This window comes from uncultured Aquimarina sp. (genome assembly GCF_947492115.1).
In the GTDB taxonomy this organism is placed as follows: Bacteria; Bacteroidota; Bacteroidia; order Flavobacteriales; family Flavobacteriaceae; genus Aquimarina.
This window is the reverse complement of the sequence record NZ_CANLMM010000005.1, coordinates 344,392-357,046: the sequence shown is the minus strand read 5'-3', so window position 1 is coordinate 357,046 and position 12,655 is coordinate 344,392. Positions and strand designations below refer to the sequence as shown.

Genomic DNA, 12,655 nt, shown 5'->3' with positions numbered 1-12,655 from the left:
ATGTTTTTTTGACTTTGTTAGTCAAATTGATAAAAATTGATCAGCAAAAACGATTTTTTGCCCAAAAAGAGAAAAAAAAATCTACAGGTATACCGTAATTAGAGAACGGGATAGTTATTATTCTGATTCTTAGGAATTTTAATTTAACCTAATGTTAATATTTTCTAAACTCTAGTGTTTATATAGGTTAACTAACAAATGATAGTTTGATAAAAAGTCTTCTTTTTTTTAATGAAGAAAAATCAATGAAAATGTAAAATTGTTAAACTTCTTTCAGAGTTTTGATATATGTGCAGGAAACATTTGGGTTTTTGTTAACTTTATTTAACACAAATTCAAATTTATACATATGAGAAAAATGTACTCGTTTGTCTTACTGACATTATTAGTAGGGCAGGCAATGTTTGCACAAAGCATTATGGATGGTATTGTTAAAAACCATCTAAACGGAACGACTGCAAAGTCGGCACTCACAATGGACGATGTTTCTGAGTGGAAAGTAACGGATGTTGTTCCTTCATTAAACCCAGCGATTCAGCATGTTTATGTTCAGCAGTATCATTTGGATATTCCTATTCAATATGCTACGTATAAACTTACTGTAAAGAATGGGCAGGAGGTAACTTGGGAAATTGATCAATTTGTAAAGGATGTTAAGTCCAAAGTAAATTCTGCAAAAGCGTCTTTATCTCCTGAGACAGCAATTATGAATGTGGCCAAAGCTCATAATCTAAGTACGCCTAGATTAACCAAATCTAATAGTAAAGTTAAGGGTGATTGGGTATATGAAAATTCTGGAATTTCATTAGAACCTATTAAAGCTAAACAAGTTTACATTAAACAAGATGATCAATTGATACTTACCTGGAAAGTTAGTTTGTATCAAAAAGATGGTCAGCATTGGTGGAATGCTAACGTAGATGCTACTACTGGAAGGATTTTACATACCGAAGATTGGGTAATCACTTGTAATTTTGGTGATTCAAATCATGCGGCTCATGATCATGACGGTCATAATCATGGGAAGTCTGTACTTTTTGGAGCTGATATTCCAACTGCACCTACAGAAGCTGAAGCAAAAGCTATGGCTTCGTTTGCACCAGATTCCTATAATGTTTATCCACTTCCTGTAGAGTCTCCAATTCATGGAGGTCGTTCTATTATAACTGATCCAGCAGATGCAACGGCTTCTCCTTTTGGATGGCATGATACAAACGGTAGTGCGGGAGCAGAGTTTACGATTACACGAGGTAATAATGTATGGGCTCAAGATGATAGTAATGGTAATAACGGAACTGGTTTCTCTCCAGATGCAGGAGCTAGTTTAGATTTTGATTATCCAGTAGATTTAACACAGCAACCTAGTTCTTATAGAAGTGCTGCAATCACTAATTTATTCTATTGGAACAATGTTATTCATGATATCTTCTATCAGTATGGTTTTGATGAAGCTAGTGGTAATTTCCAAGAGAATAACTACGGACGTGGTGGAGCAGGAGGAGATTCTGTAAATGCAGATGCTCAAGATGGTAGTGGAACAAACAACGCGAATTTCTCTACTCCTGGAGATGGAGGAAATCCACGTATGCAAATGTTCTTATGGAATCAAACGAATCCAGGAAGAGATGGAGATTTTGATAATGTAATTATCGTACACGAATATGGACATGGAATTTCTATCAGGTTAGTAGGAGGACCAAGTTCTAATGTACTTGGAGGTTCTGAGCAAATGGGTGAAGGATGGTCTGATTACTTTGGATTAATGCTTACCATGAAAGCTGGAGATGTTGGTACCGATGGAAGAGGTGTAGGTTCTTATGTATTAGGACAGGCACCAGATGGAGCTGGAATTCGACCAACAAGATATTCTATTGATAGATCGATAAATAACACAGATTATGCTGATATAGGTGGTTTAGCAAGACCTCATGGAGTAGGATATGCATTTGCTACGATTTTATGGGATATGACATGGTTACTAATAGATGCTGAAGGATTTGATCCAGATTTCTATAATGGAACTGGAGGAAATAATATAGCATTAGCTTTAGTAACAGAAGGATTAAAAAATACGGCTAATAACCCTGGTTTCGTTTCTGGTAGAGATGGAATTCTTCAGGCTGATCAAGATTTATACGGAGGTCAGTATGAGTGTTTAATTTGGAAAGCATTCGCAGAGCGTGGTGTTGGTCAAGGAGCTAATGAAAATAATAATGGAGGAACCAATGGTCAAACGGATCAAACAGTTTCTTTCGACAATCCTTGTGATGGTGGTGGACCTGGACCTGGTGGAGACGAGTGTTCTGGAGATATCGCTTCGTTCCCATATAGCGAAAGTTTCGAAGGATCAATAGGAGATTGGTCACAAGTAACAACAGATGACTTAGACTGGACTGTAGATTCTAATGGAACTCCTTCTAATGGAACTGGACCTAGTAGCGCTGCAGATGGAAATTCTTATATCTATGTAGAAGCTTCAGGTAACGGAACAGGATATCCTAATAAGAGAGCTATTCTAAATTCACCTTGTTTGAATTTCAGTGGATTAACTTCACCAACATTAAGCTTCCAGTACCACATGGTTGGTAGTGCAATCGGAACTTTTGCTGTTGAAGCTAGAACTGACAATACAGGAGAATGGACTAGCGTATTCAGCAGAACAGGAGCTCAGGGAACTGACTGGAATACGGCAAATGTAGATTTATCTGCTTATGCAGGTGAAGCAAGTGTACAACTTCGTTTAAATACGGTAACCGGATCAAGCTGGCAAGGTGACGTTACGATTGATGATTTAAGCATTACGGATGGAACTACTCCTCCAGATCCAACTTGTGATTCAATCGACTTTAACGCTTTCACAATTACTTCATTCTCTAATCAGGATGCAGCTGGAGATTTCTCTATAGTAAGTGGAGGAGCTGGTTTATCATTAAGCAATAACACTTGGAAGTATATCGCATTAAACTATACTGTTACTGCTAATACAGTAATAGAGTTTGACTTTAGCAGTACTTCGCAAGGAGAAATTCATGGGGTTGGTTTTGAAAATGATAACTCTTTAACTTCTACTAGATATTTCAAAGTACATGGTACACAGAACTACGGAGTAACGAACTTTGATAATTACTCTGGTGGAACAACTACGTACACCATTCCTGTAGGTAATTTCTACACAGGAAGTATGGATCGATTAGTATTCATTAATGATAATGATGCAGGATCAGGTAACAACTCAATTTTCTCGAATGTGAAAATATATGAAGGATCTTGTGGTAGTTCAGCAGTAGTAGCGGACTTCGGACCAACAACTCCAATTTTAGGAGATGAGGATGAAGAAAGTGTATCTATATTTACTATTGCTCCGAACCCATTAAAAAGAGGTGGAGTATTACAACTTTCTATGAATAATGCTAAGAGCACAAATACTACTTACTCTATCATGAATATGATTGGTCAGGTAGTTGGACAAGGAAAAGTAAGTGGTAGTCAAACTATCAATGTAGGAAACCTTGATGCTGGTATGTATTTATTAAAAGTGCAGGGCGAAACAAAGAGATTCGTAATCAAGTAGATTAGATTAATATCTTAAGTTAGTTAGAAGGTCGTTTTATTTATAAAACGGCCTTCTTCGTTTTAAACAAGGTACTGTAAGAGATTGTTTTACCATATAGAATAACTAATAAAGGCGTTAACCCATGAGGAATTCTGAATACCACTTCGTGTATATTTTGATGAATGGATTGTAATGGAAAATCCAAATAGAAATTTGCCGCAATTCTGGCAATTGCAGTTAGTAATCCCCAAATAACGGCATACCATAAAGCGTATAATTGAAGCTTCGGAATAAAAATAAGAATAGCAAGAATAAAATCGATAATACCTGCTATGTATAAAAATGTAATCGCGTTTTCTTCAGAAAACCCAAGAATTTGAATAACCATATCTACAAATTTTCCTGGGACTGGATAAAAACCAAAAGCGTATAATCCATGACAGAAGAAAGTAAAAGCGATAAGAAGTTTAAGTACAAAGATGAACTTTTCTAAATTAAATTTTTCTGAGAAACTATACAGTAGAACAAAAGGTAATCCGAATTGAATACTATGCTCAAAAAACTGTGCAGTATGATAAAATTTTTCCTTAGTCATTAATATTGTAAGTACTATTAAACTAAATCCTCCAATCAATATCGGAATTCGAAACCATTTTCTATTGATTTTTTTTATCAGAATAACGGAAATAGCAGCTATCAGATACAGTACTCCGTTGAGTTTTATAATAGTCTGTATTACACTATCGGTTTTAGCACTTGTTACATAGTCTTGCCAAGGAGTTTTAAATACCCCTTCGATGATTGGTTTTAAGGTAGATTCATCCCAAAAAAAAGTGCGATAAGGTGCATCCCAAAATAAATGTTGATAGGCTCTACCTATAAAAATGAGAAATACGCATGTTTTAAGGAGTAGTTGAGTTTGATTACTTTTCATTTTGCAAAGTAACATAGCAGTATGTTAATAGACTGTGAAATGATGGTTATATTTTTTCTAGGTTAAAGGTGTGAAATTTAAGTATGAATTAAATATCAGGAATTATTAATTATTTACAAATCGATACACTAAATTTGAGTAACTAACTTAATCATATTACCAAAATGAAACAACTTATTACACTACTTTTAGTGGTTTGTGGGCTGCAACTCCATGCTTCAAATGATAAATATCGCTTAACCCTAAGAGGAAATCCATCGACCTCAATTGTGATAGGATGGAATCAATATTCTGGCAATAATGTAAGAGTATACTACGGAACTACAGATTACGGAACTAATTATAATAGTTATCCATTTACTAAAACACCAGATAGAACAGTATCTTACAAAGGAATGAATAATACATTTGCCAGACTGACTGGTTTACAGCCTGATACTGCATATTATTTTGTGATAAGAGATAGTCAGGGAACGAGTGAGCGTTTCTGGTTTAAAACAGCGCCTGCTGATAAAAGTAGATTGTCATTTATTGCGGGAGGTGATTCTAGAAACAATAGAACACCAAGACAAAATGCCAATAGATTGGTGGCTAAACTAAAACCTCATGCAGTATTATTTGGAGGAGATATGACTGATGATGATACGAATAGTCAATGGAGAGATTGGTTTAATGATTGGCAGTTAACAATTGCTTCTGACGGCAGAATGTTTCCTATTGTAGCGACCAGAGGAAATCATGAGGATAGCAATAATAGTGTTTATAATTTATTCGATACTCCATCATCAAGTGTGTATTATGCACTAACTTTTGGGGATAATCTCGTAAGAACATATACCTTGAATACGGAGATTTCTATTTCTGGTAATCAGACTACTTGGTTACGAAATGATCTGAATGCAAGTACGAACGTTATTTGGAAAATCGCACAATATCACAAACCTATGCGACCTCATGTTTCTTATAAATCGGAAGGATATAGCCAATATAATAACTGGGCGCAATTATTTTATGATAAAGGAGTAAGGTTGGTGGTAGAATGTGATGCACATACCGTAAAAACCACATGGCCGGTAAGACCTTCTACAGGATCAGGAAGTGATGAAGGTTTTATAAGAGATAATGAAAATGGAACAGTATATGCCGGAGAAGGATGTTGGGGAGCTCCATTAAGATCTAATAATGATAATAAAAATTGGACTAGAAATTCTGCCAGATTTAATCAATTTAAATGGATTTTTGTTGATGAAAATAAAATCGAAACGAGGACGATAAGAGTTGATAATGCTTCGCAGGTTGGTTCTGTATCTAACAGTAATGTTTTTCAAATTCCTTCAAATTTAGATATATGGAACCCTTCTAATGGTAGTGTAGTTACGATCAATAAAGGAACTACTACAGATCCTGATACAGGTCGTATAGAAGTAGCGATAAGTAGCGGAAATGACGATGTAGAAGAACGACAAAATGGAGATATGTATACCAACAGTAGTGATTTAGAACTGGTATACGATAGTCATAGTAATGCTGGTAATCAGGTAATTGGTCTTAGATTTAGATCTTTGGCATTACCAAAAGATGTAACCATCACAAACGCCTATTTGCAATTTACAGCAGATGAGAGTAATAGTGCTAATGCAGAATTAGAAATTGCTTTACATGATAGCAGTAATTCTTCAGCATTTAGTACAAGTGACTATAATGTTTCGAATAGAGCTTTATTTTCAAATAAAGTAGTTTGGAATCCAAGTTCTTGGTCTAGCAACCAGAGTGGTTCTGGACAGCGAACTCCGAACTTGAAAAATATGGTGCAGCAATTAGTTAATAAAAGCAATTGGTCCTCCGGGAACAATGCTACTTTTATTATCAGAGGAATAGGAGTTAGTTTAACCAACACTTCTGCAAAAAGAGTTGCGGATTCTTACGAAGGAGGAGCTAGTAAAGCCGCAAGATTAGTTGTAGAATATAGTACAGACGGAGGTACAGATCCTGTAGATATTTGTTTAGGAATCGCTCCTTGGCAAAGTGGGATTAGCTATTCCGTTGGTGATAAAGTGACTTATCTAGGATATTTGTACGAAAGGACTGCATCAGGTTGGACAAACCTAGGTGAATGTGGTACGACAAGAAGTGCTGCTGAGACTTCTAAAATTATATTTCCTCCGTTAGAAGATGATATGGCTTTTCATATACATCCTAATCCTTTCCAGGATGAGATTTATATTACAACCTCCAAAAAAATAGATCATAAATATCAAGTTAAGGTATTTGATTTGGGAGGGAAAGTCATGTATCATAAAGAATTAAATAGTAATTCTGGAGATACGATGATTATTAATAACATACAGCAATCTGGAATCTATATACTATCCATAAGTGATGATCATGGAAAAATCATAAGAACACAACGATTGGTAAAAAAGTAGTGTTTATCAATACATCGAAGATGTTTACAAACCACTAACCTATATGGATTAGTGGTTTTTTTGTTTTTCCGTTGAGAAATCTTAGCCATATTGTTACAAATTATATTATATAACATTTTGATAATCATTAGATAATCGATGTTGAAGCTTTAATAAAGAACTTTGTACGAAACTCTTAAACCAAAACTACCATGAAACTACTAAGGTACATTACATTGATATTGATCGTTTGCTTTTTTGTATCCTGTGAAACTGAGCAGGTAGTAGATCAGACCATAGCAATTGAAGAAAAAAGTGATGTTCGTTTTGATGTGATTATAAAACTGGTAGATGAATGGTCTGGACAAGAAATTCCAGCAAGTACCTTACCTGGTTATGGTGCTACCAATCTTGAAACAGGAGCAATTTATTTTGATTCCAGATACGAAATTGGATTGTTCGAAAGTCTTCCTGTAGGAACCTATCGATTCGATGCACGTGATGGGTATTTTGATGGAGCGTCTTCGGCGATTGTAGAAGTAAGTGGAGAAAATGAAACTCCAGAAGGTTGGATCGAAGTAACACTACGATATTGGTCAGAATAAAGACCTAAAGATTTTTTATACTTTTCATAATGGAAAAAGGGAAGCGTGAGTCCTGTATAGCTTCCCTTTTTGTTTTTAAGTTTATGATAAATTAGGTGCTGGAATCTATAACAATCCTTTTTCAATAGCTTTTTTGATGATACCAACACTGTTTTTTGCTCCTAGTTTGCTCATGATATTCATGCGATGGGTTTCGATTGTCTTTACACTTACAAATAGTTTTTCAGAAATCTCTTGTGTAGTTAATTCTTCGGCAATCGCTTCCAAGACTTCTTTTTCTCGTCTGGTCAGTTTTACTAAAAAGCCTTTGTTTGTCTGCATGCCCAAAGATTCATTGAGTAATTTTTTCTCTATATCTCTTTGAATGTATTTTCCGTTTTCTAGGACAACTTTAAATGCAGATAAAAGCTCTAATTTATCTGTGTTTTTTAATAAATACCCATCTGCGCCATTACTGAGCATTCGTTTTATAAAAGAAACTTCATCGTAATTAGAAATAGCAATGATCTTTAATTTGGTATGTAGTTGTTTTAATTTTTTGCAAAGTTGTATGCCATTAATGTCAGGTAAATTAATATCCAGTAATAAGATGTCTGGTTGGTCAATTCCAATAGATTCAAGGGTCTGAGCTCCGTTATTGTATAGTCCAACGATAGTAACTTCGTTTACACCTTCGAGCATGGTTTGAATACCCTGTAATACAATTTGATGATCATCTGTTATGGCGATTTTGGTGGTCATGCTAATTTTTCGGTATTAATATCAATTACATAAGATGTTCCTTGTTCATCAGAAGTGACATCCAGTTTTCCATTTAAATAGGTTATTCTAGAGTTTATGTTTTGAAGTCCTATTCCTTCTATATTGGTTTCGGAAGTGTCAAATCCTATTCCATTATCTTCAACCGTAAGTTGTATAGTGTTATTTTCCTGATAACTTAATTGTACGTGTATTTCTGATCCTTGAGAATGTTTCAAGCTATTATTTACTAATTCTTGTACAATCCTAAAGATATTAACTTCAGCTTTCTTGGGAATCTCTATTGCAGAACCTACAGTCTGAAAAGAAACTTCTACATCCTGAATGCTGTTAGTAGTACTGCAATAATCCTGTAAGGTTTCTACCAAACTAAAGTTTTGTAAAGCAGGAGGAACTAAATTATGGGAAATGGCTCTTACTTGTTCACAGGATTTATCTATCATGGCCACAGCTTCATGAATGACTTTGTTATTTCTTTCCAGTAATGAAGTGAGTTTATATTTTATAGCAGATAAATCTACGTTTACTCCATCATGTAATTCTTTTGCCAATCGTAAGCGTTCTTTTTCTTCACCTTCTATCAATGATTCTAGAGTTTTTACCTGTTGTTCTCTTTTAAGGGTTAAAATCTCTTGATCTTTACGTTTTTGGCGTTGTTGATATACAAACCAGATTAAAATTGAAGTCAATAGTAGAAAAATAGCTAATCCTGCCATTATTACGTTTTGAGATTGTTGTTTTTGAATCTTAGCTTCTTGGGATTTTAATTCTAATTGTTGCTTTGTGATTTCTTTGTCTTTTTTTTCGGTTTCATATTTAACATCTAAGTCATTGAGTTTTTCTTTTAACTCGAGACTTTCTAAACTATCTTTTCTGGTATAATATTGATGTAATAATTCATTTGCTTTTTGATGGTTTCCACGCTTAGTTTCAATGGTACTTAGATAGAAATACATTAAATTCTCGTTAGAAACTGTTTTATTTTCTCTAAATATATCAAGAGCTTCCTTTATGTGTCTTTCTGCTTTATCTAATCTGTTGGTTTCTATATAAACATTTCCTAAGTCGGATAATGAACCACCAATAGCAGATTTATTATTCATTTTCCTTCTTAAAACTAGTGCTTTTTTCAGGTATTCTTCTGCTTTTGTGAAGTCTTTATTTTTAGAATAAATCATGCCAATGTTTCTATATTGGTATGATTTTACTCTGGTGTTATTTGTTTTTTCTGCAATACCCAAAGATTTTTTAAAATAGCCTAATGCTTTCGAAGTACTATCCTGTTTCATAGAAACCAAACCCAAACCGTTGTATACAATAGACAATAAGGTAGAATCTTTTTCTGCTATCGCAATATTTGCAGCACTTATATGATATTCTTTGGCTTTGTTATACTGACTCGTATTCTTATAAATAACTCCAATAGCGTTTAGTATTTTTGCTTTTTGGAGTTGCATGTCTTTCATATTCTCTATATACGATATAGCTTTGAGGTATGTAGATAATGCTTGCTCTTTTTTATCCTGGTATACCAGAACCGTTGCTAATTGATAAATAGATTTTACAAATTCAATACTGTCCTTTGTTTTATTGGTGTATGCCAAGTATTTTTCAATAAAGTTTTCAGCTTTGCTATAATCTCCTTTCATTCTATTTAGAACTCCGTTATTATACACGGCGTTCATCTTCATTTCTTCATTATTTTCTTTATTACTTAAATCGAATAAGGAATCATTATACTTCTCAGAGGCCACAATATCTATATTAACCAGAGCGCGTGATAATTGGTTATATAAATTCATTTTAACTGTAGTGGTGGGATTCATCCTTAATTCATTCTGAATACTGTCTATGATTTTATTTTGAGAAAATCCAGAAGAAAGAAATAGGAATAATAGTATTCGTAGTGTACCTTTCATAAATGATAAGATGTAATTCAATAAAGATAATTTATAAATCATTTATAAATGAGTTAATTACATTTTAAATTTAATCGATAATATCTTGTGTTATCTAAATAAGTACCACCATCTTTGCCATAAGTAACATGATAGTATCTGGACTCTCCATTATTGTAATGCAAATACAAAAATACTTTTCCTGCTTCATCCTTAAATTCCCATTCGCCCTGATTATCTTGAGTGCCTCCGCTATATCCATGTGCATTTTCGCTTTCTACAGAAACATTAGAACCTCCGTAATACATAAATGTACCAGATGCACATAAGTCTATAATTCTAGTAACGCTGTAACTGCCACTCACACCACCAACACCACCAGGTGAGAATGTATTCTTTTCATGCTTCAGTCTTTTTCCACTTAACTCACGTTTACATATGGATGCATTGAAGCTTTCGTTTACTTTGGGTCTGGTAAGTTTTAAACTGTTTTTTATTTTTAAAAGAATGCTTTTATGAGCATCCGAAAAATCACTTGTTCTTGCCATGATCATGGCTGTTACACCATAACCATTAGGATTAAGACAACCATACGCCAATACTTTTACAGCTTGTCCATCAGCAGTTCCTGTATAATAACGTTTTACATAATTGGTTTTTACTTCGATATTATTTTCTGGGGTAAGAGAAATTCCTTCTTCTACAATGTTTTTAGAAAATTCCTCTTTAAGAGCACCAATTGTTTTTAGCTCGTTTACAATAAGCATAACGAGTCCAGTTTCGGTTTGAGATTGCATGGCATATCCATCATTCATCTCTTTGCCAAACCATCCATTAGGAATCGTAAACTGTACTCCATATTCTGGATATTGAACAATTCCCGTTTGTAATTGCTGAGCGTTTAAAATATTGATCATTATTATTAAAAATAAAGAAGTTATGAATCTAGTTTTCATTAGTAGTTAGTTTTAGTTATTGGCAGACCACATTGGAGTCGAAGTTGATAACAGTTCCATTTTGTGTTTCTAAATCGCAAACACTTTGAGGAATCATTGTAATTTGATTATCGGTGATGTCCAGAGATTCAAGTTGTTGTAAATATTTCCATTGCGAAGGAATTGAAGTTAGATCGTTACTATTTAGTCTTAGTTCTTTTAAGGTTTTTAGCTTTCCTAAATATTGATTAGAACTTGTGCTGATAATCCGGTTTCTATCTAAAAACAGTTTTTTAAGTTGCTTTAAACCAGAAATGTTTACGGGAATAGTTGTGATTTGATTCCTAGCAAGATTTAACTCTTCAAGTTTTTCTAATTTGTAAATGTTATCAGGAATGGTATAGATCTCATTCCAAAAAAAGTTAAGTCCTACTAAATTTTCTATCTCTAATACCACTTCTGGTATGTTTTGAAATTCATTAAATGAAAGTGATAACCATCTTAGATGCTCCAATTTGTTGAAGTTCGATGGTAAAGTAGATAATTCATTAAAGCTAACATCTAAGTGTTGTAAATTGGTAAGTTTCCCTATTTCATTGGGCAAAGTATCAAGATTGTTACAACCAATAAATAACTGGGTTAAAGACGTTAAGTAATGTATTTGAGAAGGTAAAATGTATAAATTCTTGTTTTGAAGATTTAGAATTATAATTTGACCTGCTGGATTTGTAATTACTCCAGAAAAATTATGGATATCCGTTGCGTAAAAATCAGTTTCGTTAAATACCCAACCCAAAGAATTAGTTGGATTTTGTTTATCTATGGTATATAATACTTTAAGCTGAATTTTAAGATAATCATCATTATCTGATTTGAAATCATTATTGTACACACTGTTGGATGGTAAATCTTCTTGTTCAGAACAACTAATGAATATTAAAGACATTAGAAAAACGAATCTAAATATGGATGTTTTCATAATCATTATTATTTGTCGTGATTTTGTTTTTAAAGTTTGGTTAGATGCAGAATTTCTGGTGGGTTATTACTCACACGTTCTTCAAATTCTATAGTAGTTCCATTATCGTTAATAGCGGTAACGATCCATTCTTCTATCAGATCTCTAAGTAGATTGTGTACTATTGTTGATGAACTATCTTCTCTAAAAGAGATATCAACTATAGTATATGTTAGACCGTTAATTTCGTCACTAAATAAGTCGTATTCTCCGTCGATATTTAAATCTTCTACTTCTGCTTCTACATCATCAATCGCGTTAAATAAAAAGCGGAATTCTTCATAATCCAAAGTTCTATCTGTTTGGTTCTCAAAGTAGCTTATTACCCAGGTTCCGCTAAGTTGTTCTTTGGTTAGTGTTGGAGGAGTATTATTAGCACTTATAGTGTCGTCATCATTACTGCAACTTAAAATCAAGATAATTACTAATAAAGGCGTGATTCTTTTAAAAATATTTTTCATGTGTTTGTGTTTTGTTTTTTTGTAATTGTCACATAGAATTCACTATTAATCACTTCGGTGGGTATCACCTTATTATTATGGTTCATT

9 protein-coding genes are annotated in these 12,655 nt (G+C 33.7%); 3 read left to right on the top strand and 6 right to left on the bottom strand.

Annotation, left to right across the window (positions count from 1 at the left end; translation table 11 throughout):
• Positions 1-349: 349 nt before the first annotated feature.
• Positions 350-3,571 (top strand): M36 family metallopeptidase, encoded by a 3,222-nt coding sequence (locus Q1A73_RS17010; RefSeq protein WP_299607763.1) that lies wholly within the window; start codon positions 350-352, stop codon positions 3,569-3,571.
• A 40-nt stretch (positions 3,572-3,611) separates the two neighbouring features.
• Here Q1A73_RS17010 and Q1A73_RS17005 read toward each other — a convergent pair whose 3' ends face one another.
• Positions 3,612-4,487 (bottom strand): DoxX-like family protein, encoded by an 876-nt coding sequence (locus tag Q1A73_RS17005; RefSeq protein ID WP_299607760.1) that lies wholly within the window; start codon positions 4,485-4,487, stop codon positions 3,612-3,614.
• Positions 4,488-4,651: 164 nt separating this feature from the next.
• On the opposite strand from Q1A73_RS17005, the gene Q1A73_RS17000 reads away from it, so the two are divergent.
• Together Q1A73_RS17000 and Q1A73_RS16995 are read left to right on the top strand one after the other, a co-directional pair.
• Entirely contained in the window at positions 4,652-6,913 is a 2,262-nt protein-coding gene (locus tag Q1A73_RS17000) for a fibronectin type III domain-containing protein (protein ID WP_299607758.1), read from the top strand.
• A gap of 191 nt (positions 6,914-7,104) precedes the next feature.
• The gene (locus Q1A73_RS16995) at positions 7,105-7,497 is read left to right on the top strand and encodes a hypothetical protein (protein ID WP_299607755.1); all 393 of its coding nucleotides are present in this window, start codon (positions 7,105-7,107) and stop codon (positions 7,495-7,497) included.
• A 105-nt stretch (positions 7,498-7,602) separates the two neighbouring features.
• On the opposite strand, the gene Q1A73_RS16990 is transcribed toward Q1A73_RS16995, so the two are convergent.
• From Q1A73_RS16990 to Q1A73_RS16970, 5 genes are read right to left on the bottom strand one after another with little or no spacing between them, the layout of a single operon-like run.
• Positions 7,603-8,238 carry a response regulator transcription factor gene (locus Q1A73_RS16990; RefSeq protein ID WP_299607752.1) on the bottom strand — a complete coding sequence of 212 codons (636 nt, stop codon included), beginning with the start codon at positions 8,236-8,238 and terminating at the stop codon, positions 7,603-7,605.
• Entirely contained in the window at positions 8,235-10,175 is a 1,941-nt protein-coding gene (locus tag Q1A73_RS16985) for a sensor histidine kinase (RefSeq protein WP_299607750.1), read from the bottom strand. Before Q1A73_RS16985 ends, Q1A73_RS16990 begins: the two co-directional genes overlap by 4 nt.
• Before the next feature lie 53 nt (positions 10,176-10,228).
• The gene (locus Q1A73_RS16980; RefSeq protein ID WP_299607748.1) at positions 10,229-11,110 is read right to left on the bottom strand and encodes a hypothetical protein; all 882 of its coding nucleotides are present in this window, start codon (positions 11,108-11,110) and stop codon (positions 10,229-10,231) included.
• A gap of 16 nt (positions 11,111-11,126) precedes the next feature.
• A complete protein-coding gene (locus tag Q1A73_RS16975) occupies positions 11,127-12,068 on the bottom strand; it encodes a leucine-rich repeat domain-containing protein (protein ID WP_299607746.1) in 942 nt (313 codons plus the stop codon).
• A gap of 29 nt (positions 12,069-12,097) precedes the next feature.
• A complete protein-coding gene (locus Q1A73_RS16970; protein ID WP_299607743.1) occupies positions 12,098-12,568 on the bottom strand; it encodes a hypothetical protein in 471 nt (156 codons plus the stop codon).
• Between the last annotated feature and the right edge of the window lie 87 nt (positions 12,569-12,655).

Coding starts and splice junctions, on each gene's coding strand:
- Q1A73_RS16975 (WP_299607746.1), bottom strand. CDS start 12,068: ATGAAAACATCCATATTTAGATTCGTTTTTCTAATGTCTTTAATATTC.
- Q1A73_RS16980 (WP_299607748.1), bottom strand. CDS start 11,110: ATGAAAACTAGATTCATAACTTCTTTATTTTTAATAATAATGATCAAT.
- Q1A73_RS17010 (WP_299607763.1), top strand. CDS start 350: ATGAGAAAAATGTACTCGTTTGTCTTACTGACATTATTAGTAGGGCAG.
- Q1A73_RS16995 (WP_299607755.1), top strand. CDS start 7,105: ATGAAACTACTAAGGTACATTACATTGATATTGATCGTTTGCTTTTTT.
- Q1A73_RS16985 (WP_299607750.1), bottom strand. CDS start 10,175: ATGAAAGGTACACTACGAATACTATTATTCCTATTTCTTTCTTCTGGA.
- Q1A73_RS17000 (WP_299607758.1), top strand. CDS start 4,652: ATGAAACAACTTATTACACTACTTTTAGTGGTTTGTGGGCTGCAACTC.
- Q1A73_RS17005 (WP_299607760.1), bottom strand. CDS start 4,487: ATGAAAAGTAATCAAACTCAACTACTCCTTAAAACATGCGTATTTCTC.
- Q1A73_RS16970 (WP_299607743.1), bottom strand. CDS start 12,568: ATGAAAAATATTTTTAAAAGAATCACGCCTTTATTAGTAATTATCTTG.
- Q1A73_RS16990 (WP_299607752.1), bottom strand. CDS start 8,238: ATGACCACCAAAATCGCCATAACAGATGATCATCAAATTGTATTACAG.